This window comes from Nonomuraea sp. NPDC049655, assembly GCF_044465465.1.
Lineage (GTDB): Bacteria > Actinomycetota > Actinomycetes > Streptosporangiales > Streptosporangiaceae > Nonomuraea.
In genome coordinates, this window is the sequence record NZ_JBITLS010000025.1 from 71,019 (window position 1) to 93,507 (window position 22,489).

Consider the following 22,489-nt stretch of genomic DNA (forward strand, 5'->3'; position numbering starts at 1 on the left):
GCTTCCATGCGACGCGAGTTCAAGCTTCCCGACGTCGGGGAGGGGCTGACCGAGGCCGAGATCGTCCGCTGGCACGTGCGGCCGGGCGACGAGGTCAAGGTCAACCAGATCGTGGTGGAGATCGAGACCGCCAAGTCCATCGTCGAGCTGCCGATCCCCTGGGACGGCGTGGTCGCGGGCGTGCTGGTCGAGGAGGGCCGCACGGTCGACGTCGGCACGCCGATCGTCGCCGTGGACACCGGCGGCGAGGCGGGCGGCGCCGACCAGGGCCCCGCCGGCCAGCACCGTGCCGACCAGGGCCTCGCTGACCAGGGCCCCGTTGACCAGGGCCTCAAGGCGCTGGCCGACGACATGGTCCCCAAGCCGCCGGAGGAGGGCGCGGTCGAGCCCGGCGCCCACGGCAGCCCCGCGCCCAAGGAGGAGCGGCAGGCCGTCCTGGTGGGTTACGGGGTCAAGACCGGCGCCTCCAAGCGCCGTCCCCGCAAGCAGCCGCCGGAGCCGATCCCGGCCGCGCCCGTGGCCAACCCGGCCCGCGTGGAGGCGTCCGGCCCGGCCCCGACGGCCCGTCCGGCCGAGCCCGTCCCCGCTGCCGCGCCGGCCGCCGGAGTGGTCGCCGGTTCCGGCCGCGTGGCCGTGCTGGCCAAGCCGCCGGTCCGCAAGCTGGCCAAGGACCTGGGCGTCGACCTCGCCACGCTCACCGGCACCGGCCCCCAGGGCTCCATCACCCGCGACGACGTGCACGCCGCCGCGCAGGGCGGTCTCCAGGGTGGTCTTCAGGCGGCGCCCGAGCCCGTCCGGCAGGCCGAGCCCCAGCGGCGGGAGGAGCGCGTCCCCGTCAAGGGCGTGCGCAAGATGACCGCCCAGGCGATGGTGGCCAGCGCCTTCACGGCCCCGCACGTCACCGAGTTCCTCCAGGTGGACGTGACGGAGACCATGGAGGCGGTCCGGCGGCTGCGGGCCCTGCCCGACTTCGCCGAGGTCAAGGTCTCCCCGCTGCTGCTGGTCTGCCGGGCCCTGCTCACCGGGGTCAGGCGCTACCCGATGATCAACTCGTCCTGGGACGAGGCGGCCCAGGAGATCGTGGTCAAGCACTACGTGAACCTGGGCATCGCCGCCGCCACCCCGCGCGGCCTCGTCGTGCCCAACATCAAGGACGCCCACGCCCTCCCGCTCCCCGAGCTGGCCAGGCAACTGGGCGCGCTGGCGGAGACGGCCAGGGCGGGCCGCACCCAGCCGGCCGAGATGGCGGGCGGGACGATCACCATCACCAACGTGGGCGTGTTCGGCGTCGACGCCGGCACCCCCATCCTCAACCCGGGCGAGTCTGCCATCCTGGCCTTCGGCCAGGTCAGGGACATGCCGTGGGTGGTGGACGGCGAGCTGGCGGTGCGCAAGGTGACCACCCTCGCGCTCAGCTTCGACCACCGGATCGTCGACGGCGAGCTGGGCTCGATGTTCCTGCGCGACGTCGGCGCGATGCTGGAGGACCCGCTCCGCATGCTCGCCTGGGGCTGAAGCCGGGCCGAAGCTGGGCCGAAGCCGGGCGGCGACCGCCGGGCGGCGACCGCCGGGAGGACCCCTCTCCCCGGCGGTCACCGCAGGCTCGGCCAGGGCGCCTTCTTGTCCCGCGCGCGGGGGCCGTACGACTCCAGCCACACGGGCGCGCCCACGACATGAGAGACCGCCGCGGGCCAGTCTGATACACCCTCCTCGTAGACCGGCGTCGCCCGCAGCAGCCGGGCCGTGCGGTCCGGCTCGGCGAACGTGACGGGCCGGTCGTAGCGCACGCACATGCGGGTGACGTCCGCGTCGAGATGGGTGAGCGCGAGACCGTCCACGCCGCCGGCCGCCTCGGCCGCGTACCGGTGGGCGACCGCGTCGAAGTGCCCGCGGCGGAAGGCCCCCTGCCACGGCCCGGTCACGTTGTGCGGCTCGGGCAGCTCCAGGCCGGGGTCCTCGGTCACCAGCGGGCCGGGGCCGTGCCGGGTGGTGTAGGTCCGCAGCACGCCGAGCCGCGCCGCCCCGGACCCGTCCAGCAGTTCCAGCGCGTTGGCGAAGGTCGTCGTGCTCCACGTCGTGTACGGGTCGAACCCCTGCCGCTCGTCCAGCAGCACGCCCTGCGCGCCCTCGAACACCACCGGCCCCCGCCTGACCAGCCCGGCGGTGTACGACGAGTCCACCAGCCGCACCCGCTCGGCGAACGCCCGGTAGACGGCCACGCAGTCGGCCACCGGCGGGCCCTCGACCCCCAGCGCCTCCCGCAGCACGGTCAGCTTGCGCGTCAGCTCGCGCGGCGGGTCGCCCGCCCGGGGCGCGAGCGCGCCGTGCTCCAGGTGGTACGCCATCGTCTCCCCGACGCCCATCCCGCAGGACCCGTGCCGCGCCTCCCCGCGCGCCAGCTCCCGCCTGCGCCCGGCCTCGACGTGGTACGGCGTCGCCAGCAGGCAGTCCCGGTCCACCGTGAGCAGCCCGAAGGGGTCGGGCACGCCGAGCCGGGCCAGGTGCTCCGCCTCGGCCGACAACGCCAGCGGATCGACCACCACGAACCGCGAGAGATGCGTGCGAACCCCCCGGAACGTCCCGGCGCCGAACTGCGCGAACGTGTGGTGCCGCCCGTCGTCCAGGACGACGTTGTGCCCCGCCTGGGCGCCCCCGTTGAACCGGACCACGGCGTGGACGGGCAGCGTGGCGCACGCCCAGTCCACGACCGTGCCCTTGCCGGCGTCGCCGTACCCGAGGTCGACGACGACCAGGTGCTCGTTCACGGCAGGAGCCCGCCCAGCCCGCCCCCGAGTCCGCTGTCGAGCCCGTCGAGCGGCTCGGCGGTGACCACCGTGCCGCGGTCGAGCCTGGCCAGGGCCCGCGACACCGACGCGCCGGCCGTCGAGCCCAGCTCGGCCAGGTCCTCAAGGCCCTCGTCCAGGCCGATCGCGTCCTCGCCGAGCCCGACGGTGAGCGCGATCGTCTCGCACACGGCGTCGAGGTCGTCCAGCTCCAGCACGTTCTGGCCGAGCAGACGGCGCCAGGAGTCCAGCACCTCGGGGTCGCCGGCGTAGCTGGCCCCCTGCGGGAGGATGAAGTAGACGTCGTACTTGCGGGTCAGCTCGGCCACGACGTCGTCCACCCCGAGGGGCGCGGTCAGCCGGTCGCCGACGAGGTCCTTGACGTGGTTCCTGGACACCCGCTGGTAGGGCATCTCGTCGCCGATGACGAACAGGTAGCCGCGCTTGCCGCGCTTCTCGTGGCAGTCGATGGAGGTGTGCCTGGCCATGAAGTACATGGCCAGCTCGTAGGACTCGCGCTTCTGCCCGCCGCCGCCGCCCTCCAGCAGGATCAGGCCGAGCTGGTCGTCCATGCGGTTGTCGGACTCGAACTGGCCGACCTGCAGCGGCGCCCGGTCGCAGGTGGCGTCGCCGATCGCGCCGAACATGATCTGCGGGTCGGTGGCGTACCCCTTGCGCAGCAGCAGCCCGAGCAGGTCGGGCAGGCGCGTCTGCAGCGTGCGGGGGACCGCGCGCATCGAGCCGGTCACGTCGAAGAGCACGGCGATGGCCAGCGAGTCGGGGTGCTCGGCCGAGTCGCGGCTCTCCCGCGTCACGCCGAAGGGGTCGAGGTCGGGGTGGACGCGCCGGGCTCCGCCGTCGCTGTAGGCGAAGGCGCTGGAGCCGGTGGCCGCGCGGTAGCGCGCGGCGGAGTCGTAGACGTTCGTGGACCAGATTCCGCTGCCCATGGCAGCCTCCCTCAAAGGTGGAGCGGACGGTACGTACGGGGTCCGTAGAGGTCGTCGAGCAGGTCGTCCAGCTCGCGCAGCAGCTCCCACGCGTCGGACGGCGGGCGCAGCAGGCAGCCGCGGACGAAGGCGCGCATCCGGCGCGGGCACTCGCCCATCAGGTGGTCGACGCACCGGGTCAGCGCGGCGATGTCGGCGCGCTCGTCGAGCCGGTCGCCGTGGCACCAGTCGACCAGCACGAGCCCGTGGTCGAGCGGATGGATGAGGACGTGGCGGGGGAGCACGGCGCCGTGCGCGACGCCCGCCCGGTGGGCGAGCCCGGCGGCCACGAGCAGCCGCCGCCAGATCCAGGCCACGTCGCGCGGGTCGAGGCCGGTGCCGGCGCGTTCGAGGGTGACGAACCCGGCGGGCGCCCGGCTGACCACGTTCGCCTGCCGGACCACCTCGCCGGCGCGGTAGCGGAAGCTCGCGACGAGGCGGGGGACGTACGGCAGGAAGCGTGGGTCGCCGTCGGCCGCGATCTTCCGCAGCGCGGCGGCCTCGCGGACCAGCAGCCGGTCGGCGGCCGGGTTACGGGCCACCTTGAGCAGCGAGTCGCGCTCTGCGCCGCGCCCGGCCGGGTAGAGCACGGCGGTGCCGCCCTTGTGCAGCGGCGGCCCGACCAGGAAGTCGCCGACCCGCTGGCCCCGGTGGTAGGTCTCCCAGAGCGCGACCAGCCGCTTGAACGCCTCCTCGCCGCCCGGCGCGAGGTCGGGATGCAGCGCCCTGGCCAGCCGCCGGTAGACGCGGGCCGCGGACCCGCCGGCGAAGAGCTCCTGGGCCGATCGCGCACCCATGACGATCGCCGCCGCCCGCTCGGTGTTCATCGCACCTCCTCCTCCCGGGCGGGCCGCAGCAGCGCGGGGTGGAGCAGCCGGGCGTCGCCCGCGCGGTAGAGCTTGGCCCGCGGGCCGCCTCTGGGGCCGCCGGTCTCGGTCGTCTGTCCGGTGCTCTCGACGAACCCGGGGACGGACAGGACCTTGCGGTGGAAGTTGCCCGCGTGCAGCGGCGTGCCCCACACGGTCTCGTAGATCAGCCGCAGCTCGGAGACGGTGAACTCGGCGCCGGCGAAGGCCGTGGCCAGCGGCGTGTACTCCAGCTTCGACCGGGCCCGTTCGACGCCGTCGGCCAGGATGCGGGCGTGGTCGAAGGCGAGCGGCGGCACGTCGTCGACCGGGTGCCAGACGGCCGCGGCGGCGTCCGTGCCGGGCCTGGGGTCGGGCAGGTCGGGGGCGAAGGCGAGGTAGGAGATCGACACCACCCGCATGCGGGGGTCGCGGCCGGGGCCGCCGTAGCTGGCCAGCTGCTCGATGTGCGCCGGGCGGGTGGCCACGCCGGTCTCCTCGGCCAGCTCGCGCACCGCCGCCTCGGCCAGGTCCTCGTCCGGCTTGATGAAACCGCCGGGCAGGGCCCAGCGGCCCGCGTACGGCTCCACGCCGCGCTCGACGATCAGGACGTGCAGCCGCCGGTCGCGGATGGTCAGCGCCACCACGTCGACGGTGACCGCGACCGGCGCGTAGAGCCGGGGGTTGTAGCCGGCTAGGAACTCTTCCATCCCCAAGTCCTTCTCAGTTCGAGTCAATCTCGACTTGAGAATAACTCCGCTGATGGGTGTGTGTCGATAGGGTTGGCGCATGATCCGTCACATTGTGCTGTTCACCTGGGCCGACGACGCCACCGACGAGCAGAAGGCCGCGGTCGCGACCGAGCTGCGCAAGCTGCCGGGCGAGATCCCGCAGCTACGGGCGTACACGGTGGGGCCCGACGCCGGCATCACCCCCGGCAACCACGAGTTCGCCGTGGTCGCCGACCTCGACAGCGTGGACGACTTCGTGATCTACCGCGACCATCCCCGGCACCAGGCCGTGATCGCGGAGTACATCAAGCCGATCCTGGCGACGCGCGCCGCCGTGCAGCTCAGCCTCTAGAGCTCGGGCGGGTGGTTCTCGCGGTGCATCAGCCGGTCCTCGGAGGTGCGCCCGCGCCGGGGCGCGAGCACGATGCTGAGCACGACGCCCACGCCTCCGACGATCATGAAGATGACGCCGACGATGTCCATGTGCACGCTCTGGCCGAACACGTCGGGTTCGATGGCGAACCGCAGGATGGCGCCGAGCGTGAGGAAGAAGATGCTGACCCCGACACCCATGACGACCTCCAGGCAAAGGCGAGATGTGCCCACGGTCATACCCGGGTATCGGTGATCACACCCCCGCCGCGTCAGGCGAGACAGGACAGTGGCCGCCCGCCGTTGTAGGCGATCATGTCCTGGACGGCCGCGCCGACGTCGATCGGCGCGCCCGGCGGGCGGCCGTCCAGCTCGGCGTAGGCGCGGTGGAGGTTGCCCACGATCCGTTCGGGGTCGAGCAGCGCGCCCCACTCGCCGAGGTCGGTCTCCCGCGCCGCCTCCAGGGGCGTCCGGCCCGCCGCGTGGCCCCGCCGGGCGGTCTCCTGGACGAACCGCAGGTAGCCCTCGACCCGGTCGTAGACCTCGGGCCCGCACACCTCGCCGTGCCCGGGGACGATCGTCTCCGCGCCCAGGGCCCTGAGCGTGTCCAGGGCGGCGATCGTCCCGGCCACCGAGCCCATCAGGACGAACGGCGTGCCGCCGTTGAAGACCAGGTCGCCGGAGAACAGCACCCGCCGCTCCGGGATCCAGACGATCGAGTCGTTGGTCGTGTGCGCGGCCGGCCCGACGTGCCGCACCTCGCAGCGCAGGTCGTCGGACCAGAGGGTGACCCCCTCTGAGTACGTCAGGAACGGCGGCGCGACCTCCATCGCCCCCCACACCACCTCCGGCGACCAGGCCCCCCGGTACGCCGGGACCCCGTCGGCCAGGATCTGGGCGCGTACGCCCTCGTGCCCGACGATCGTGGCCTCGGGGAACAGCCAGTTGCCGAAGGTGTGGTCGCCGTGGTGGTGGGTGTTGACCAGCGTGGTGATCGGCCCGCCGCTGACCTTGCCGACGGCCGCCCGCAGGTCGCGGGTGCGGCGCTCGGTCGAGCAGGCGTCCACGCAGATCACGCCGCGCCGCCCGGCCAGGAAGCCGGTGTTGTTGATCCACCAGCTCCCGTCGGGCTGGACGTAGGCGTAGACGCCCTCGGAGACCTCTTCGACGCGCGGCGGGGGCAGGGGGTGGTCATGAGGTGAAGAGCTCATGCCCGGAACCTAACAGCGACGCCCGCCCCCCGGACGGGAGGCGGGCGTCACAAGCGGTGGCTCAGAAGGCCTCTTCGGGAAGCTCCATGAGGTCCTGGCCGGTGGCGGCGAGGACGCGCCGCTCGGCCGTCAGCCTGGGCAGCACGGTCGTGGCGAAGAACGACGCCGCGGCCACCTTGCCCTGGTAGAACGGGTCCTCCGACTCCGCCAGCCGGGCCAGGGCCACCTCGGCCTGGCGCAGCAGCAGCCAGCCGATCACCAGGTCGCCCAGCGAGAGCAGGAACCGGGTGCTGTTCAGGCCGACCTTGTAGACCTCCGCCGGCTTCTCCAGCGAGCCGAGCGCCCAGCCGGCCATGGTGTCGCCCATGACCTTGACCTCGGCGGCGGCCTCGGCGAGCAGCTTGCGCTCCTCCTTGAGCCGGCCGTTGCCCGCCTCGGAGGCGGCGAACTCGTTGATCTCGGCGAGCAGCGCGCCGACCGCGGCGCCCTGGTTGCGCAGGATCTTCCGGAAGAACAGGTCGAGGCCCTGGATCGCGGTGGTGCCCTCGTACAGGGAGTCGATCTTGGCGTCGCGGATGTACTGCTCGATCGGGTAGTCCTGCAGGTAGCCCGAGCCGCCCAGGGTCTGCAGCGAGCGGGCCAGCAGCTCGTACGAGCGCTCGGAGCCGACGCCCTTGACCAGGGGCAGCAGCAGGTCGTTCATGGCCTCCGCGTGCCGGTCCGCCGGGTCGATCAACAGGGCGTCCTGGAAGGTGGCCGTGTAGAGGACCAGGGCGCGCATGCCCTCGGCGTACGCCTTCTGCAGCATCAGCTCGCGGCGCACGTCCGGGTGGTGGGTGATGGTCACCCGGGGGGCGGACTTGTCGGCCATCTTGGTCAGGTCGGCGCCCTGGTAGCGGGACTTGGCGTAGTCGAGGGCGTTCAGGTAGCCGGTGGAGAGCGTGGCGATGGCCTTGGTGCCGACCATCATGCGGGCGTGCTCGATCACCATGAACATCTGCTTGATGCCCTCGTGCACGTCGCCGACCAGCCAGCCGATCGCCGGGTGCTTGTCGCCGAAGGTGAGCTCGCAGGTCGTGGAGACCTTCAGGCCCATCTTCTTCTCGACGTTGGTGACGTAGGCGCCGTTGCGCTCGCCCAGCTCGCCGGTCTCCAGGTCCACGTGGAACTTGGGCACCAGGAACATCGACAGGCCCTTGGTACCCGGACCGTGGCCCTCGGGACGGGCCAGGACCAGGTGGAAGATGTTGTCGGCCATGTCGTGCTCGGCGCTGGTGATGAAGCGCTTGACGCCCTCGATGTGCCAGGTGCCGTCGGGCTGCTGGACCGCCCTGGCCCGGCCGGCGCCGACGTCCGAGCCCGCGTCCGGCTCGGTGAGCACCATGGTGGCGCCCCAGTTCTTCTCGATGGCCAGCTCGGCGAAGCGCTTCTGCTCCGGCGTGCCCAGCTTCCACAGGGTGTAGGCGAAGTTGGGGCCGGCGGCGTACATGTACAGGGCCGGGTTGGAGCCGAGCACCATCTCGGCCGTCGCCCAGGCGAGGCTGCGCGGGATGCCGGGGCCGCCCAGCTCGGCGGGCAGGTCGAGGTGCGCCCAGCCGCCGTCCACCAGCGCCTTGTACGACTTCTTGACGCCGGCCGGGACGGTCACCGTGCTCGTCGCGGGGTCGAACACCGGCGGGGTGCGGTCGCCCTCCTCGAAGGAGTCGGCGAGCACGCCGGTCGCCAGCCTGTTGACCTCGTCCAGGATGCTCCGCGCGACGTCCTCGTCCACTTCGCCGAAGGGCCCGGTGCCGAGGATCTCGCGTCGACCGAACACCTCGAAGAGGTTGAATTCCAGGTCACGCACGTTGCTCTTGTAGTGGCCCATGGGTGCAGATCTCCTTGAACCGAGGTCTTCATGTACTGGCCAGTAACCTTACCTGCAATGCTACCCGCGGGTAACCCCGCCCATGCGTGGCATGCTCGACTCCATGGACGCCGAAGAACTCGCCACAAGATGGCGGGAGCGACTGGAATCCTGGGCCATCCCCGAGGAGATCCTGGCCAAGGCTCCGGCCGATCCGTGGAGCCACTCGCCGGCCCGGTTCGCCACGCGGACCGACCGGGCGCTGGCCGAGCCCGACGACGGCCCGACCATGACCCGGCTGGCCGAGGCGCTGCCTGACAAGGGCACGCTGCTCGACGTCGGCTCGGGCCCCGGCGCCGCGTCGCTGCCGCTGCGCGAGCGCATCGGCCACCTCTACGCGGTCGACACGTCCGCGCCCATGCTGGAGGGCCTGAAGGTCCGCGCGATGGACCTCGGCGTGCCCGCCACCACCGTCGAGGGGCGCTGGCCGGACGTGGCCGACCAGGTGCCGGTGGCCGACGTGTCCGTCGCCGCGCACGTGGTCTACAACGTGCCCGACCTGGCGGAGTTCCTCCAGGCGCTCGACCGCCGCACCCGCGGCCGGGTGGTGCTCGAACTGCCCCACCGCCATCCCATGAGCTGGATGACGCCGCTCTGGCAGCACTTCCACGGCGTCGACCGTCCGGTCCGGCCCATCGCCGAAGACTGCGTGGCCCTGGCCGCGGCGCTGGGCTTCCCCGTGCGCGTGGAGGAGCGGGAGGCGCCCCTGGAACGTTTCACGACCGTCGAGGAGCTGGCCGAGAGCGCCTGCCGCCGGGTGTGCCTCGACCCGTCCAGGGTGGAGGAGGTGGCCGAGACCGCCGTCGAGCTGGGCATGTGGCCGGTGCCGCGTGACCGGTGGGTCACCGTCTGGTGGGAATGATCCGTTTCGCTCAGCCGTTGTACGCATTGAGCTGACCGCTCCCGGACGAGACGCGCCGTACCCGGACACGCCAAGACGACGCACGTACCTGTACGTCTCGTCCTCAGGAGTACTGATCATGGCGTGGATCCTCATCGTGCTGGCCGGCCTGTTCGAGGTGGCCATGGCACTGTCGCTCAAGCTCAGCAACGGCCTCGGCAACCTGTGGTGGACCCTGTCCTTCCTGGCCACGGCCGCCCTCAGCTTCGGCCTGCTCGCCTACGCGCTCAAGACCCTGGAGGTCGGCACCGCGTACGCCGTGTGGACCGGCATCGGGGCCGTCGGCACCGCGATCCTCGGCATGGTCGCCATGGGCGACGACGTGTCGCCGCTGCGCCTGACCTCGATCGCGCTCATCCTGGCCGGCGTCGTGGGGCTCAATCTGGCTGGTGGACACTAGTGCGATGATTGAGATCCATGCCATCACCGTCGACGCCACCGACCCCTACGAGATCGCGAGCTGGTGGAGCCAGGCCACCGGGTGGCCGCTGGCCGAGGGCGACAAGCCGGGCGCCGACGAGGTGATGCTGCGCACGCCGCAGGACCCGTTCCTGCTGTTCATCCGCGTGCCCGAGGGCAAGACCGGCAAGAACCGGGTGCATTTCGACGTCAACGGCACCGAGGGCCGTACGCGTGACGAGGAGGTCGAGCGGCTGCTCGGCCTCGGCGCGACCGTCTTCCAGGACCAGCGCAGGCCCGACGGCACGGGCTGGGTGACCATGCTCGACCCCGAGGGGAACGAGTTCTGCGTGTGCCGGAGCGAGGCGGAGAAGGCCTTGCCGGAATGATGTTCTGTCGGTGAAGCTGGCCCCATGAGCGTGAGGGCCGTCGTCTGCACCGAATACGGCAAGCCGGTCCGGCTGGCCGAGCTGCCCGATCCCGTCCCCGGTCCCGACCAGGTGGTCGTCGAGGTCGAGGCGGCCGGCGTCAACTTCGTGGACGGGCTGATGGTGCGCGGCGGCTACCAGATCAGGCCGCCGCTGCCCTTCACCCCCGGCTACGAGGTGGCCGGGCGGTTGCCCGACGGCGGCAGGGTCGTGGCGATCACCGGGCTGGGCGGCTTCGCCACGCGGGTGCTGGTGCACAGGGCGCAGGCCGTACCGCTGCCCGAAGGTTTCGACGTGCTCGCGGCGGCGGCGTTCCCGCAGAGCTACTGCACCGCCATGTACGCGCTCAGCGAGCGCGGCCGGCTGCTGCCCGGCGAGCGGGTGCTCGTGCTCGGGGCGGGCGGCGGTGTGGGGCTGGCCGTGGTCCAGGTCGCCAAGGCGCTCGGCGCCGTCGTGCTGGCGGCGGCGTCCACCGGCGAGAAGAGGGAGCGCGCCCGGCGGGCGGGAGCCGACGACGTGATCGGCTACGACGGGCTGAAGGAAGCGGCCAGGGCGTGGGCCGTGGACGTGGCCGTCGACCCGGTCGGCGGCGAGCTGTCCGAGCAGGCCCTTCGCGGGTTGCGCGAGGGCGGGCGGCTCCTGGTCGTCGGATTCGCCTCGGGCGGAATCGCGAAGCTGCCGGCCAACCAGGTGCTGCTGCGTAACCGGGCCGTGGTGGGCGTCGACTGGGGCGCGTGGTCCATGGGCCACGCCGTGAAGAACCGGGCCATGCTCGAAGGTCTGCTGGCGATGCCGGGCATCGTCCCGGCGGCGCCGGAGGTCAGGCCGCTGGCGGAGGCGGGCCGGGCCATGGACGACCTGCTGGAGCGGCGGGTCACTGGGAAGATCGTGCTCGTCCCTTCATCGTGAGGGTCAGGATCGCGGCGATCAGGTAGACCAGCGCGCCGTGCCACATCGCCTGCACGGCCGAGCCGAACACGCCCTCGTCGTCGAGCACGAGCTGCACCGGGTAGTCGAGCACCGCCGTGATCGCGGCGGGCAGGAGCGCGAACTTCCACGGGTGCCGCAGCGACCAGAGCCGGGCCTGACGGGTGACGCGGTCGCCCTCGTGCGGCTTGGCGACCGCGCCGATCGCGGCGATCAGCGCGAACAGGCTGATGCCGAGGCCCAGGGCCCAGACCAGGTCACCGCCGCCGGTGACCAGGCCCATCCCGAAGCTGGCGGCCGACACCACGACGCCGCCGATGGCGGCGGTCTTCCAAGGGGCGCCCCGCAGGGCCGCCGCGGACAGTGAGACCTCGTCGCGTCTACTGATTTCGTTCATGTCCTCATGGTGCCGCCGCGGGCCCCCATGAGGCATCGGGGACGGACCCTGACCTGTCCCTGACATGATTCCCATATGACGGAAATCGCCATTGTGCAGTTGGGGCCGGACGAAGGGGAACGACTGAGGGACGTCCGGCTGCGGGCGCTGCAGGAGTCACCGGACGCGTTCGGCTCCTCCTACGCGCGGGAGGTCGCGTTCTCCGCCGACGACTGGGCCGACCGGCTGAAGAACCCGCACTCGCGCTGGTGGGTGGCCGAGGACGTCGGCCTGGGCGACGTCGGCCTGGTGTGCATGCTGCTGGAGGAGTCCGGCGCCCACCTGCTGTCCATGTGGGTCGCCCCCGAGGCCAGGGGACGCGGGCTCGCCTCCCGGCTGGTCGACCGCTCCGTGGAGTGGGCCCGTTCGGCCGGGGCCGAGCAGGTGCAGCTCTGGGCCGTCGACGGCAACCACGCCGCCCGCGCGCTCTACGCGGCCAAGGGCTTCGTGCGCAGCGGCAAGGTCATGGCCCTGCCCTCCAACCCGTCCCTGATGGAGTCCCACTACGTGCTGTCCCTGCTGTTCCGGCAGGCGCGCAAGGAGGACGTCCCGGCCATCGTCCGGCTGCTGGCCGACGACCCGCTCGGCGCGGCCCGCGAGGGAGCCCCCGACGACACCCGCTACCTGATGGCCTTCGACCGCATCGAGGCCAACCCGCACGACGAGCTGATCGTGGCCGAGCGGGAGGGCGAGGTGGTCGGCACGATGCAGCTCACGTACCTGGCCGGGCTGTCGCGGCTGGGCTCCGAGCGGTGCCAGATCGAGGGCGTCAGGGTGGCCGCCTCGACGCGCGGCCAGGGGCTCGGCGGCAAGATGATCCAGTGGGCCGTCGACCGGGCGCGGGCCAGGGGGTGCGCCGTCGTCCAGCTCACCTCCGACAAGTCGCGCACCGACGCCCACCGCTTCTACGACGCGCTCGGCTTCACCGCCTCCCACGAGGGCTACAAGCTCTCACTCGGCTGATTCGCCGTCGGCGAGCTGGGTCAGCATCCAGCGGCACCACTCGGCCCGGTGCCGCTCGTAGCTCAGCCCGCAGCGCAGCGTCGCGTAGCCGCCGAACCCGGGGTCGCCGAAGGCCGGCCGCCCGCCGAACGACTCCTCCTGCCGCTCGTAGTCGGCCAGCCGCTCCTCGTGCGCGGCGAGCTGGTCGGCGAACAGCCGCCGCAGCGGCTCCGGCTCGGCCAGCCACGCCGCGTACGTCTTCAGCACCAGCTCGTCGCGCTCGGGCCGCTCGCGCGGCGGCTCGGTGACCCATGCCCGCAGCGCCGCCAGGCCCTCGGCGGTCAGGTGGTAGACCTTCTTGGCCTGCGGCCCGGGCCCGTGCGCGCTCTCGAACCCGACCAGCCCGGCCGCCCGCAGCTTCTGCAGCTCGGCGTGGATCTGGCTGTGGCCGGCCGTCCAGAAGTAGCCGACCGGGCGCCGCATGGCCGCCGCGAGGTCGTAACCGGTGCGGTCGCCGCGCGCCAGCACGGCCAGGATCGCGTATCCGAGCGTTGAGGTCATGGTGGGTCCAAGGATATGGTGCTTGCGGCACTATGTCAGTTCAGACATAGTCAGGAGAAGGGCGCGGCGGCCATGCGAAAGATCGTCGGATGGATGGCACTCCTCACCATGGGGCTGACCGGCTGCGGGGGCACGGTCGGCACCGGCACCACCGCCGTCCGCACGACGGCCGCCGAGTCCCCTGCCCCTGTCAGCGAGACAACCACCACCCCGAGCGCGCCGCCCACCGGCCCCAACGTCTCGGGCTGCTTCACCGAGCAGGACGGCAAGATCTTCACCCACGTCCGCGGCCTGCCCGGCGTGATCGCCGGCGACGGCCCGGTGGGCGTGGTGATCAGCTACGAGCGCCGCGGCACCGTGTGCTCCTGGCGCCCGCTGTCGGACCGCCTGGTCGCCGCCGGCTACCGCGTCCTGCTGTACGCCAGGGACGCCGGCCTCCTCCCCGAGGACGGCGCGGTGGCCATGGGCAAGCGCCTGGCCAAGGAGAAGGGCGTCGAGCGGCTGTTCCTGGTCGGCGGCTCGATCGGCGCCACGGCCTCGGTCCCGGCGGCCGAGCGGCTGGGCGCCGAGGTGGCCGGCGTCGTCGCCCTGTCAGGCGAGATCGACAAGGGCGACGCCGCCGCGCTCACCGTGCCGCTGCTGCAGATCGGCTCCGAGCACGACTCCTACGGCGGCGCCGAATCGATGCGCGCGGCCGAGGCCGCCGCGACCAGGTCCCCGGACAACCAGGTGCTGGTCATCCCCGGCGAGTCGCTGCACGCCTCGGCCCTGCTCGGCAGCCCCTACTCCGCCAAGGTGCTCGACACGGTCGTGGCGTTCATGGACCGGCACAAGGGCTGATCTCGACCAGATTGTCGTGGAAGGCCGGGCCCCGGCCCATGTCGCCGTCCCGCTCGGCCACCACCGCGTTGGCGTTCGCGCCGCCCGGGGTCAGCTTCGGCCACCGGCCCTTGGGCGAGGCCACCACGCCGGGCGCGACCCGGTCGCTGATCTCCACGTCGGCCAGGAACTCGCCGCCGTCGTTGTGCACCCGTACGCGCTGCCCGGCCACCAGCCCGCGGGCCGCCGCGTCGGCCGGGTTGACCAGCACGGCCGGCCCCTTGGCCCGCCGCCGCAGCTCCGGATTGTTGGCGAAGATCGTGTTCAGGAACGTGTGCGAGGCCGGCGTGACCAGCGTCAGCGGGTACGCCGACCGGTCGGCGACCGCCGTGTGCGAGGGCACGTACGCCTTCCCCGCGCGCGGGAAGCGCAGCCGCCCGGAAGGCGTCGGAAAGCCCTCGGCGAACGGCGCGAACGGCTTGGGGTAGTTCATCCGCACCCACCCCTCCTTGCGCAGCCGGTCCAGCGTGACGCCTTCGAGCGACGGGTGCCCGCCCGACAGCAGCGACTCGGCCAGCTCCAGGTCGGAGTCGTACAGGGACGGCTCGGTCAGCCCCATGTGCGCGGCCAGCCGGCGGAAGGTCTCGGTGGTGGACAGGCACTCGCCGGGCGGCGGCACGGCGGGCTCGTTCCACAGCAGGTACATGTGGCCGTACCCGGCGTGCAGGTCCATGTGCTCGGTCTGCATGGTCGCGGGCAGCACGATGTCGGCGTAGTCCACGGTGTCGGTCGGGAACTGCTCCATGACGACCGTGAACAGGTCCTCGCGGGCGAGCTGCCGCCTGATCGTGTTGGCGTCGGGAGTCGAGCCGAGCGGGTTGGCGGCGTACACCCACAGACATTTGACGTCGTCGAGCTGGGAGCCGAGCTTGGTCATGACCAGCGTGCGCACCGGCTTGGCCAGCAGGTCGTCGCGGGTGTCGACGGTCACGCGCACGTGGCCGCTCGTCGAGTACGCCACGCCGCCGCCCGGATGCCGCCAGTCGCCGGTCACGCCGGGGATCGCGGCGATCGTGCGCATCGCGGCGCCGCCGCCGGCGTGCCGCTGGATGCCCATGGTGGCGCGGATCGCGGTCGGCCGGGTGTGGGCCAGACGCATCCCCAGGCCGTGGACGTCCTCGGCCGGGATGCCGGTGATCTCCGCCACCCGCTCCACCGGGTACTCCAGGATCTCCTTGCGGAAGTCCGCCCAGCCCTCGGTGTGCTCGGCCAGGAACTCCTCGTCCTGGGCGTTCTCCGCGAGCACGACGTTGAGCAGCCCGAGCGCGAGCGCGGCGTCCGTGCCCGGCCTGATCGCCAGGTGCTGGTCGGCCTGGTCGGCGGTCCTGGTGCGGATGGGGTCGATGGCGACCACGTGCGCGCCGTCGGCGCGGGCGTCCTGGATGAACTTCCACAGGTGGTGGCCGCTGGTCAGCGTGTTCGTGCCCCAGAGCAGGATCAGCCTGGCCTGGGCGAAGTTCTCCGGGTCCATGCCGCCGGCGGTGCCGTTGGCCTTCATCAGCCCGCTGCTGCCGGCCGCCGAGCAGATGTTCAGCCAGTGCTTGGACGCCCCCAGCACGTTCCAGAACCGGCGGCCCGCCACGCCCTCGCAGCCCTGGAGGTAACCCAGCGAGCCGGTGCCGAGGTAGGGCCAGATCGCCTCGCCGCCGTGCTCGTCCACGATGGCGCGCAGCCGGGTCGAGATCTCGTCGAGCGCCTCGTCCCAGGTGATGCGCTCGAACTGCCCCGACCCCTTCGGCCCGGTGCGCCGCATCGGGTACAGGATGCGGTCCTCCGCCTGCGTGTGCTCCAGGTACCGGTTGACCTTCACGCACAGCGCGCCGCGGGTGTAGGGGTGGTCGGGGTTGCCGCGCATCTTGACGGCCTGCCCGTCCCGTACGGTCACGATCCAGGAGCAGGTGTCCGGGCAGTCAAGCGGACATGCCCCCAAAACCCTCAAATCACCCGACATGCGCACAGCCTACGTCGAGAGGCCCGCGCCCGCCGTCCCCGCGACACCGCCGAGCCGACCTCGTGAAAGAAGCCAAAGGTGAACGGTTGGAGTTCCACCGTGTACCCTGCCTCGCGCAGCCTGGCCGCGGCGTTCTCGGCCGACGCGTCGTGACCGGGCCGTCCGGGCGCGCGGTTCCACCCGCGGGCGCCGGGCGTCGGGGGCGACGAGGCCGGCACCGGCATCGCGGGAGTGAACATGCCAGACGCGCGGGCAGATCGATGCCGGTCGGGTCCTCACCCGGTGCGCGCGCCGGAGCGGCGAACGAGGACACTGGAGAACAGAGATCGTACGGTCCGGCCGGGAAGGTGCAGAATCACTGTCGGTGGCCGAAATCAGGGAACGAGACGATGACACGGAGGACCTCGCGGAGGGGGATCCAGCCGTGTCCGAGCCACGCGCCGACGGCGGCGTCTACGTAGTCGAGCCGCTCCTTCCCCAGCGGCTGCGGCGGCCGTCCGACCTGCTGCGCTTCTTCGCGACGCTGGCGGTGCTCGCGGCGGTGATCCTGCTCGCCCTCGTCGCCAAGCAGACGCTCAACGGCCTGGAGCAGGACGTCAAGGTCGGCGCCGAGATGGTCCCGCTGCTCAGCCGGGTCGCGGCCTTCATCGGCAGCGCGGCCGTGCTCATCGTGCCCGCCGCGTTCGCCGTCGAGCGGGTCTTCCACCGCGACGGCCTGCGCGTCGCGGAAGGGCTGATCGCGGCCATCATCGGCATGGCCGGGTCGTTCCTGCTCGGCCAGTGGATCGAGGCCAGCAGCCTGACCGACCTGCGCATCCTGCTCACCGGCGACCGCGCGATCGAGCCGTTGAACACGCTGCTCACCTCGGTGATCGCCTACACCACCGCGGTGCGCATCGCCCGCCGCCCCACGTGGCGCATGCTCATGTGGACCTCGATCGCCCTCTACATCCTCACCTACTTCTCCGGCAGGCAGATCACCCTGCCCAGCGCCATCGTGACCGTCCTGGTCGGCATGGCCATCGGCTACGCCACCCTCTACGGCGTCGGCAGCCCCAACACCCGCCCGCCCGGCAGCGCCGTGGTCGCCGCGCTGCGCAAGCTGTCCTTCTCGCCCGTCTCCGCCCGCCGCATCGAGGACGACCACCAGGGCAGCCGCCGCTACGCCATCGGCCTCAAGGACGGCACCAGCCTCGACGTCACCGTCCTCGACCGCGACCGCCAGGTGGCCGGGCTGCCGTACCGGCTGTGGCGGCGCATCAGGCTCAACTCCGAGACCAGACGCCGGGCCATCCGCTCGCTCCGGGCCGAGCTGGAACGCGAGGCCCTGATGGCGTACGCGGCCCAGGCCGCCGGCGCCAGCACGCCGCGCCTGCTAGGCACCAGCGAGATCGGCACCGAGGCCGCCCTGCTCGCCTACGAGCACATCGAGACCCGCCCGCTCGACGAGGTGCCCGACGCCGAGATCGACGACGCCCTGCTCGCCCAGATCTGGGAGCAGGTCGCGCTGCTGCAGATCCAGCGGCTGGCACACCGGCGGCTCACCGGCGACAGCATCCACCTCGACCGCGCCGGCCGGGTCGTGCTGACCGACGCCCGCAGCGGCGAGATCGCCGCCGGCGACCTGCTGCTCCGGCTCGACATCGCCCAGCTCCTCACCTACCTGGCGCTGCGCGTCGGCGCCGAGCGCTCGGTCCGGGCCGCCGCCGCCGTGATGGGCCCCGACGCCCTCGCCGCCGCCATGCCGCTGCTCCAGCGCATCGCCCTGACCAGGGAGACCCGCTCGGCCCTGTCCAAGGCCAAGAACGTGCTCACGAGCCTGCGCGACCACATCGTCGCCCTCAAGCCCCAGGGCAAGGTCGAAGAGGTACGCCTGGAGCGCTTCCGCCCGCGCACCCTGATCACGATCATCGCCAGCACGGTCGCCGCCTACGTCGTGCTGTCCCAGCTCAGCAAGGTCGACCTCTACAAGGTGGTGACCACGGCCAACTGGGGGTGGTCCGGCCTGGCGCTGATCGCCTCGTTCACCAGCTTCGTCGCCGCCGCCCTCATGCTGCGCGGGTTCGTCCCGGAACGCCTGCCGCTGTGGCGCACCGTCCTGGTGCAGTTCGCGTCGTCGTTCGTCAAGCTGGTCGCGCCCGCCGCGGTCGGCGGCGTCGCGATCAACACCCGCTACCTGCAGAAGCGCGGCATCGCGCCGGCGCTCGCGGTGGCCAGCGTGGGCGCCTCGCAGCTCATCATGCTGGTCTTCCACATCGCCCTGCTGCTGCTGTTCGCCTACATCACCGGCTCCGACGCCGCCACCTCCTTCACCCCCTCGCGCGGCCTGGTCGTGGCGATGCTCGCCATCGCGCTGCTGGTCGCGGTGGTGCTCGGCGTGCCGCCGCTGCGCAGGATGGTGACCGTGCGGATGCGCAGGCTGTTCTCGAACGTGCTGCCCCGCCTGCTCGACGTGCTCCAGTCGCCGGCCAAGATGATCGAGGCCGCCTTCGGCACGCTCATGATCACGATCGCCTTCGTGGCCTGCCTCGACGCCTGCGTCGCGGCGTTCGGCGGTCAGCTGAGCTTCACCGCCGTCGCCGTCGTCTACCTCACGGCCAACGCCATCGGCTCGGCCGCCCCCACGCCGGGCGGCCTCGGCGCCGTCGAGTACGCGCTCACCCTCGGCCTGGTCGCGGCCGGCCTCGAATGGGACCTGGCGGCCTCGGCCGTGCTGCTGCACCGGCTGCTCACGTTCTGGCTGCCGGTGCTGCCGGGCTGGGCCGCCTTCACCTACCTCCAGCGGCACGAGGCCCTGTAGGGCGATACAGGACCCCGTGCGCCGCGGATGATCAGCGGGCCGCCGTGACCGCCTCGGTGACCTTGTCGATCGCCGCCAGCTCGCTCTCGGTGAACACCGGGCCGTCCACGCACGCCACGTTGTCCTCCAGCTGCCGGACGCTGCTCGCCCCGATCAGCACGCTCGTCACCCGCGGGTCGCGCAGCGTCCACGACAGCGCCATCTGGGCCAGCGTCTGACCCCGGCCCCTGGCGATCTCGTTGAGGTCGCGGGCCAGGTCCCGGTCGATCTGCTCGGCGCTCAGGAACCGGCTCGTCGCCGCCCGCGAGCCCTCCGGCACGCCCTCCAGGTAGCGGTCGGTGAGCAGCCCCTGCGCCAGCGGCGAGTACACGATGCAGCCCATGCCCGCCTCCTCCAGCACGTCGAGCAACCCGTCGTCCTCGATCCAGCGGTTGATCATCGAGTACGACGGCTGGTGGATGAGCAGCGGCGTGCCCAGCTCGCGCATGATCCGCGCGGCCTGCGCGGTCTGCTCGGCCGAGTAGTTGGAGACGCCCGCGTACAGCGCCTTGCCCGAGCGCACCGCCCGGTCCAGCGCCCCCATCGTCTCCTCCAGCGGCGTCTCCGGGTCCGGACGGTGGCTGTAGAACACGTCCACGTACTCCAGGCCCATGCGGGCGAGCGACTGGTCGAGGCTGGCCAGCACGTACTTGCGCGACCCCCACTCCCCGTACGGCCCCGGCCACATGTCGTACCCGGCCTTGGTCGAGATGACCAGCTCGTCCCGGTACGCCGCGAAGTCCTCCCGCAGGATGCGCCCGAAGTTCCGCTCCGCCGACCCGTACGGCACGCCGTAGTTGTTGGCCAGGTCGAAATGCGTCACCCCGAGGTCGAACGCGCGCCGCAGCACCGCCCGCGAGTTCTCGATCGGCCGGTCGTCGCCGAAGTTGTGCCACAACCCCAGCGACACCGCCGGCAACCGCAGCCCGCTGCGCCCGCTGCGGTTGTACGGCTGACGCTCGTAACGCCGCTCGTCGGCCACGAAGCTCACGCCGTCCCCCTCTCGATGATCCAGGACAGCGCGAACGCCTCCTCGCGCCAGGCGTCGTACCGGCCGCTGCGCCCGCCGTGCCCCGCGCCCATCTCCGTCTTGAGCAGGAACGGCCCGCCGGACGCGGTCGCCCGCAGCCGCGCGATCCACTTGGCCGGCTCGTGGTAGAGCACCCGCGTGTCGTTCAGGCTGGTGATCGCCAGAATCGGCGGGTACACCCTGCCGTCCACGTTCTCGTACGGCGAATAGCTCTTCATGTACGCGTAGACGTCCGGGTTGTGCAGCGGGTCGCCCCACTCGTCCCACTCGATCACCGTCAGTGGCAACGACGGGTCGAGGATCGTGTTGAGCGCGTCCACGAACGGCACCTCGGCCACCACCCCCGCGAACTCCTCGGGAGCCAGGTTCGTCACCGCGCCCATCAGCAGCCCGCCCGCCGAGCCGCCGCGCGCGACGATCCGCCCGCTCCAGCCGCCCGCCTTGAGATGCCGGGCCGCCGCCACGAAGTCGGTGAACGTGTTCCGCTTCCTGGTCAGCTTGCCGTCCTCGTACCAGTGACGGCCCATCTCGCCGCCACCCCTGACGTGCGCGACGGCGAAGACGAACCCGCGGTCGAGCAGCGACAGCCGGGGCACCGAGAACCCGGGGTCGATCGAGGTCTCGTAGCTGCCGTAGCCGTAGAGCAGGGTCGGGGCCGGCGTCGTGGTGTCCTTGCGCTTGACGATCGAGATCGGCACGCGCGTGCCGTCCTCGGCCGTCGCCCACTCCCGGAACTGCTCGTAGTCGCCCGCGTCGTAGCCGCCCAATACCGGACGCTGCTTGAGCAGGATCAGCTCGTGCGAGTCCAGCTCGTAGTCGTAGACGCTCGGCGGCGTCACCATGCTCGTGTACGCCAGCCTCAGCCGCGTCGTCGTGAACTCGGGGTTGCCCGCCGGGCCGACGTCGTACAGGGGCTCGGGGAAGTCGATCTCGTACGCGTTCCGCTCGGCGGCCTCGATCCGCTCCCGCCAGCCCGCGCCCGCGGCGCTGTAGGGCAGCACCCGCAGGCCGGTCAGGCCGTCACGGCGGAAGTGCACGACGGCGTGGTCGGAGAAGGCGTCGATCTCCAGCAGCCGGGTGTCCTCGCGGTGCCCGATCAGCGGGGTCCAGGTGCCGGGCTCGTCGATGGGGGCCGTGGCCAGCTCGAAGTTCTCGGCGTTCTCGTTGTGCAGGACGTAGAAGAAGTCGCCCGCGTGCTCGACGCCGTACTCCACGCCGGTCTTCCTGGGCCGGACGACCTGGAACTCGCCGGTGGGGTCGGCGGCGTCGAGGATGCGCACCTCGCTGGTGATCTTGCTGCCCGCGCCCAGCACGAGGTACCGCTCGCTGCGGGTCAGCCCGATGCCCACCCAGTAGCGCTCGTCGGTCTCCTCGTAGACCAGGACGTCCTCTTCCGTCCCGAGGGTGTGCCGGTAGACCTGGTAGGGACGCCAGGCGTCGTCCACCCGCGTGTAGAAGAACGCCGAGCCGTCGGCCGACCAGGCGCCGCCGTAGAAGATGTCCTTGATCTCGTCGGGCAGCACCTCGCCCGTCTCAAGGTTCCTGAACCTCAGCGTGAAACGCTCGTCGCCCTTGTAGTCGGTCGAGTAGGCCAGCATCGTCCCGTCGGGCGTGACGGCGCTGGTGCCGACGGAGAAGAACGCGCTGTCGCCGGCGAGCTCGTTGCCGTCGAGCACGACCTGCTCGCGCTCAAGGCGCTCGCCCGGCGTGATCTGCGGCGGCGCGTCACTGTCGGCCGGCACCCGGCAGGACACCGCGTACTGCTTGCCCTCCTCGGTACGCGTGAAGTACCACCACGCCCCCTTGCGGCTCGGCACCGACAGGTCGGTCTCCTGGGTGCGCCCCTTGATCTCCTGGAAGACCTGCTCCTGGAGCTCGGCGAGATGCGCGGTGTGCTCTTTGAGAAAGTCGTTCTCTGCCTCCAGGTACGCCGTTGTGTCCGGGTCGTCCTTGTTGCTTAGCCAGGCGTACTCGTCGATGAACGTGTCGCCGTGATGGAAGCGCTCAGTCGGTACCTTCTTCGCCACTGGCGGCGTGTTGCTGCTCACGGGGGGAGTCTATGTTCGGCCGTGATCGTTCTGTGGCCGGGAGAGCTGCGGAACGCGTCCCGAGCGCTCGGGAGCGCTGCTAATCTTTAGAAGCCGACGAGGTGCGGCGCAACCCACTCCCTTCACTCCGGTGACTTTGGTGCGTTGCGACGCGTAACGTCGGCAATCCCTTCTGGCTCGCGGGTTTGAAGATCGGTTCGCTAACCGAGCGACAGGCTGGTAAGTTAGAGGGGTTGTCCCGGAAGCGGGGCGCGACTTAATTCCAGCAGGTCGAGCAAGTCCGGTCAATTTGACAGAGACTTGAACGGCTGAAA

Annotated in this window: 21 protein-coding genes and 1 riboswitch; of the genes, 9 read left to right on the forward strand and 12 right to left on the reverse strand. The window is 71.8% G+C overall.

Annotation, left to right across the window (positions count from 1 at the left end; translation table 11 throughout):
- The first annotated feature begins 6 nt into the window (after positions 1 to 6).
- On the forward strand, positions 7 to 1,515 hold the full coding sequence (locus ACIBQ6_RS49040; protein WP_397219407.1) for a dihydrolipoamide acetyltransferase family protein: 1,509 nt from the start codon (positions 7 to 9) through the stop codon (positions 1,513 to 1,515).
- A 77-nt stretch (positions 1,516 to 1,592) separates the two neighbouring features.
- On the opposite strand, the gene ACIBQ6_RS49045 is transcribed toward ACIBQ6_RS49040, so the two are convergent.
- The 4 genes from ACIBQ6_RS49045 to ACIBQ6_RS49060 are packed head-to-tail and all read right to left on the reverse strand — an operon-like array spanning position 1,593 to position 5,324.
- On the reverse strand, positions 1,593 to 2,765 hold the full coding sequence (locus tag ACIBQ6_RS49045; RefSeq protein ID WP_397219409.1) for an adenylosuccinate synthetase: 1,173 nt from the start codon (positions 2,763 to 2,765) through the stop codon (positions 1,593 to 1,595).
- The gene (locus tag ACIBQ6_RS49050) at positions 2,762 to 3,730 is read right to left on the reverse strand and encodes a hypothetical protein (protein WP_397219411.1); all 969 of its coding nucleotides are present in this window, start codon (positions 3,728 to 3,730) and stop codon (positions 2,762 to 2,764) included. Before ACIBQ6_RS49050 ends, ACIBQ6_RS49045 begins: the two co-directional genes overlap by 4 nt.
- A gap of 11 nt (positions 3,731 to 3,741) precedes the next feature.
- Positions 3,742 to 4,596 carry a molecular chaperone DnaJ gene (locus ACIBQ6_RS49055; RefSeq protein WP_397219412.1) on the reverse strand — a complete coding sequence of 285 codons (855 nt, stop codon included), beginning with the start codon at positions 4,594 to 4,596 and terminating at the stop codon, positions 3,742 to 3,744.
- Positions 4,593 to 5,324, reverse strand: coding sequence for an NUDIX hydrolase (locus tag ACIBQ6_RS49060; protein ID WP_358302027.1), 732 nt, complete (start codon positions 5,322 to 5,324; stop codon positions 4,593 to 4,595). Before ACIBQ6_RS49060 ends, ACIBQ6_RS49055 begins: the two co-directional genes overlap by 4 nt.
- Positions 5,325 to 5,403: 79 nt before the next feature.
- Here ACIBQ6_RS49060 and ACIBQ6_RS49065 point away from each other — a divergent pair, with 79 nt between their 5' ends.
- On the forward strand, positions 5,404 to 5,697 hold the full coding sequence (locus tag ACIBQ6_RS49065) for a Dabb family protein (protein WP_358302030.1): 294 nt from the start codon (positions 5,404 to 5,406) through the stop codon (positions 5,695 to 5,697).
- On the opposite strand, the gene ACIBQ6_RS49070 is transcribed toward ACIBQ6_RS49065, so the two are convergent.
- The 3 genes from ACIBQ6_RS49070 to ACIBQ6_RS49080 form a co-directional block, all read right to left on the reverse strand.
- A complete protein-coding gene (locus tag ACIBQ6_RS49070) occupies positions 5,694 to 5,918 on the reverse strand; it encodes a hypothetical protein (RefSeq protein ID WP_358302033.1) in 225 nt (74 codons plus the stop codon). The two genes, ACIBQ6_RS49065 and ACIBQ6_RS49070, sit on opposite strands and share 4 nt — an antisense overlap.
- A 71-nt stretch (positions 5,919 to 5,989) precedes the next feature.
- Positions 5,990 to 6,928 carry an MBL fold metallo-hydrolase gene (locus ACIBQ6_RS49075; protein ID WP_358302036.1) on the reverse strand — a complete coding sequence of 313 codons (939 nt, stop codon included), beginning with the start codon at positions 6,926 to 6,928 and terminating at the stop codon, positions 5,990 to 5,992.
- A gap of 61 nt (positions 6,929 to 6,989) precedes the next feature.
- Entirely contained in the window at positions 6,990 to 8,795 is a 1,806-nt protein-coding gene (locus ACIBQ6_RS49080) for an acyl-CoA dehydrogenase (protein ID WP_358302040.1), read from the reverse strand.
- Between the two features lie 103 nt (positions 8,796 to 8,898).
- On the opposite strand from ACIBQ6_RS49080, the gene ACIBQ6_RS49085 reads away from it, so the two are divergent.
- The 4 genes from ACIBQ6_RS49085 (at position 8,899) to ACIBQ6_RS49100 (ending at position 11,471) form a co-directional block, all read left to right on the forward strand.
- Entirely contained in the window at positions 8,899 to 9,696 is a 798-nt protein-coding gene (locus ACIBQ6_RS49085; RefSeq protein WP_352361077.1) for a methyltransferase domain-containing protein, read from the forward strand.
- Positions 9,697 to 9,719: 23 nt separating this feature from the next.
- A riboswitch (guanidine-III (ykkC-III) riboswitch) is annotated at positions 9,720 to 9,781 on the forward strand.
- A 33-nt stretch (positions 9,782 to 9,814) separates the two neighbouring features.
- Complete coding sequence (locus ACIBQ6_RS49090; protein WP_358302043.1) at positions 9,815 to 10,135, forward strand: multidrug efflux SMR transporter; 321 nt, start codon at positions 9,815 to 9,817, stop codon at positions 10,133 to 10,135.
- 4 nt (positions 10,136 to 10,139) lie between these two features.
- The gene (locus tag ACIBQ6_RS49095; RefSeq protein WP_358302046.1) at positions 10,140 to 10,523 is read left to right on the forward strand and encodes a VOC family protein; all 384 of its coding nucleotides are present in this window, start codon (positions 10,140 to 10,142) and stop codon (positions 10,521 to 10,523) included.
- Between the two features lie 24 nt (positions 10,524 to 10,547).
- Positions 10,548 to 11,471: a zinc-binding dehydrogenase gene (locus ACIBQ6_RS49100; protein WP_397219415.1), complete on the forward strand. Its 924-nt coding sequence runs from the start codon at positions 10,548 to 10,550 to the stop codon at positions 11,469 to 11,471.
- On the opposite strand, the gene ACIBQ6_RS49105 is transcribed toward ACIBQ6_RS49100, so the two are convergent.
- Complete coding sequence (locus tag ACIBQ6_RS49105) at positions 11,437 to 11,886, reverse strand: hypothetical protein (protein WP_358302049.1); 450 nt, start codon at positions 11,884 to 11,886, stop codon at positions 11,437 to 11,439. The two genes, ACIBQ6_RS49100 and ACIBQ6_RS49105, sit on opposite strands and share 35 nt — an antisense overlap.
- A 75-nt stretch (positions 11,887 to 11,961) precedes the next feature.
- On the opposite strand from ACIBQ6_RS49105, the gene ACIBQ6_RS49110 reads away from it, so the two are divergent.
- The gene (locus ACIBQ6_RS49110) at positions 11,962 to 12,888 is read left to right on the forward strand and encodes a GNAT family N-acetyltransferase (RefSeq protein ID WP_397219416.1); all 927 of its coding nucleotides are present in this window, start codon (positions 11,962 to 11,964) and stop codon (positions 12,886 to 12,888) included.
- On the opposite strand, the gene ACIBQ6_RS49115 is transcribed toward ACIBQ6_RS49110, so the two are convergent.
- Entirely contained in the window at positions 12,877 to 13,428 is a 552-nt protein-coding gene (locus ACIBQ6_RS49115) for a PadR family transcriptional regulator (RefSeq protein WP_397219417.1), read from the reverse strand. The two genes, ACIBQ6_RS49110 and ACIBQ6_RS49115, sit on opposite strands and share 12 nt — an antisense overlap.
- A 93-nt stretch (positions 13,429 to 13,521) precedes the next feature.
- On the opposite strand from ACIBQ6_RS49115, the gene ACIBQ6_RS49120 reads away from it, so the two are divergent.
- Positions 13,522 to 14,268, forward strand: a complete 747-nt coding sequence (locus tag ACIBQ6_RS49120) for a hypothetical protein (RefSeq protein ID WP_358302058.1) — start codon at positions 13,522 to 13,524, stop codon at positions 14,266 to 14,268.
- On the opposite strand, the gene ACIBQ6_RS49125 is transcribed toward ACIBQ6_RS49120, so the two are convergent.
- Positions 14,246 to 16,258 (reverse strand): molybdopterin-dependent oxidoreductase, encoded by a 2,013-nt coding sequence (locus tag ACIBQ6_RS49125; RefSeq protein WP_397219418.1) that lies wholly within the window; start codon positions 16,256 to 16,258, stop codon positions 14,246 to 14,248. The two genes, ACIBQ6_RS49120 and ACIBQ6_RS49125, sit on opposite strands and share 23 nt — an antisense overlap.
- A gap of 424 nt (positions 16,259 to 16,682) precedes the next feature.
- On the opposite strand from ACIBQ6_RS49125, the gene ACIBQ6_RS49130 reads away from it, so the two are divergent.
- Entirely contained in the window at positions 16,683 to 19,058 is a 2,376-nt protein-coding gene (locus ACIBQ6_RS49130) for a lysylphosphatidylglycerol synthase transmembrane domain-containing protein (protein ID WP_358302065.1), read from the forward strand.
- Positions 19,059 to 19,089: 31 nt separating this feature from the next.
- Here ACIBQ6_RS49130 and mgrA read toward each other — a convergent pair whose 3' ends face one another.
- Together mgrA and ACIBQ6_RS49140 are read right to left on the reverse strand one after the other, a co-directional pair.
- On the reverse strand, positions 19,090 to 20,088 hold the full coding sequence (mgrA, locus tag ACIBQ6_RS49135; protein WP_397219420.1) for an L-glyceraldehyde 3-phosphate reductase: 999 nt from the start codon (positions 20,086 to 20,088) through the stop codon (positions 19,090 to 19,092).
- Positions 20,085 to 22,175, reverse strand: coding sequence for a S9 family peptidase (locus ACIBQ6_RS49140; RefSeq protein ID WP_397219421.1), 2,091 nt, complete (start codon positions 22,173 to 22,175; stop codon positions 20,085 to 20,087). Before ACIBQ6_RS49140 ends, mgrA begins: the two co-directional genes overlap by 4 nt.
- Positions 22,176 to 22,489: the final 314 nt, after the last annotated feature.

Excerpts from the sequence above, each read along its gene's own strand:
- ACIBQ6_RS49105 (WP_358302049.1), bottom strand. The coding sequence starts at position 11,886 with ATGAACGAAATCAGTAGACGCGACGAGGTCTCACTGTCCGCGGCGGCC.
- ACIBQ6_RS49060 (WP_358302027.1), bottom strand. The coding sequence starts at position 5,324 with ATGGAAGAGTTCCTAGCCGGCTACAACCCCCGGCTCTACGCGCCGGTC.
- ACIBQ6_RS49085 (WP_352361077.1), top strand. The coding sequence starts at position 8,899 with ATGGACGCCGAAGAACTCGCCACAAGATGGCGGGAGCGACTGGAATCC.
- ACIBQ6_RS49110 (WP_397219416.1), top strand. The coding sequence starts at position 11,962 with ATGACGGAAATCGCCATTGTGCAGTTGGGGCCGGACGAAGGGGAACGA.
- ACIBQ6_RS49065 (WP_358302030.1), top strand. The coding sequence starts at position 5,404 with ATGATCCGTCACATTGTGCTGTTCACCTGGGCCGACGACGCCACCGAC.
- ACIBQ6_RS49125 (WP_397219418.1), bottom strand. The coding sequence starts at position 16,258 with ATGTCGGGTGATTTGAGGGTTTTGGGGGCATGTCCGCTTGACTGCCCG.
- ACIBQ6_RS49070 (WP_358302033.1), bottom strand. The coding sequence starts at position 5,918 with ATGGGTGTCGGGGTCAGCATCTTCTTCCTCACGCTCGGCGCCATCCTG.
- ACIBQ6_RS49050 (WP_397219411.1), bottom strand. The coding sequence starts at position 3,730 with ATGGGCAGCGGAATCTGGTCCACGAACGTCTACGACTCCGCCGCGCGC.
- ACIBQ6_RS49055 (WP_397219412.1), bottom strand. The coding sequence starts at position 4,596 with ATGAACACCGAGCGGGCGGCGGCGATCGTCATGGGTGCGCGATCGGCC.
- ACIBQ6_RS49075 (WP_358302036.1), bottom strand. The coding sequence starts at position 6,928 with ATGAGCTCTTCACCTCATGACCACCCCCTGCCCCCGCCGCGCGTCGAA.
- ACIBQ6_RS49115 (WP_397219417.1), bottom strand. The coding sequence starts at position 13,428 with ATGACCTCAACGCTCGGATACGCGATCCTGGCCGTGCTGGCGCGCGGC.
- ACIBQ6_RS49095 (WP_358302046.1), top strand. The coding sequence starts at position 10,140 with ATGATTGAGATCCATGCCATCACCGTCGACGCCACCGACCCCTACGAG.
- ACIBQ6_RS49080 (WP_358302040.1), bottom strand. The coding sequence starts at position 8,795 with ATGGGCCACTACAAGAGCAACGTGCGTGACCTGGAATTCAACCTCTTC.
- ACIBQ6_RS49040 (WP_397219407.1), top strand. The coding sequence starts at position 7 with ATGCGACGCGAGTTCAAGCTTCCCGACGTCGGGGAGGGGCTGACCGAG.
- ACIBQ6_RS49100 (WP_397219415.1), top strand. The coding sequence starts at position 10,548 with ATGAGCGTGAGGGCCGTCGTCTGCACCGAATACGGCAAGCCGGTCCGG.
- ACIBQ6_RS49090 (WP_358302043.1), top strand. The coding sequence starts at position 9,815 with ATGGCGTGGATCCTCATCGTGCTGGCCGGCCTGTTCGAGGTGGCCATG.
- ACIBQ6_RS49120 (WP_358302058.1), top strand. The coding sequence starts at position 13,522 with ATGGCACTCCTCACCATGGGGCTGACCGGCTGCGGGGGCACGGTCGGC.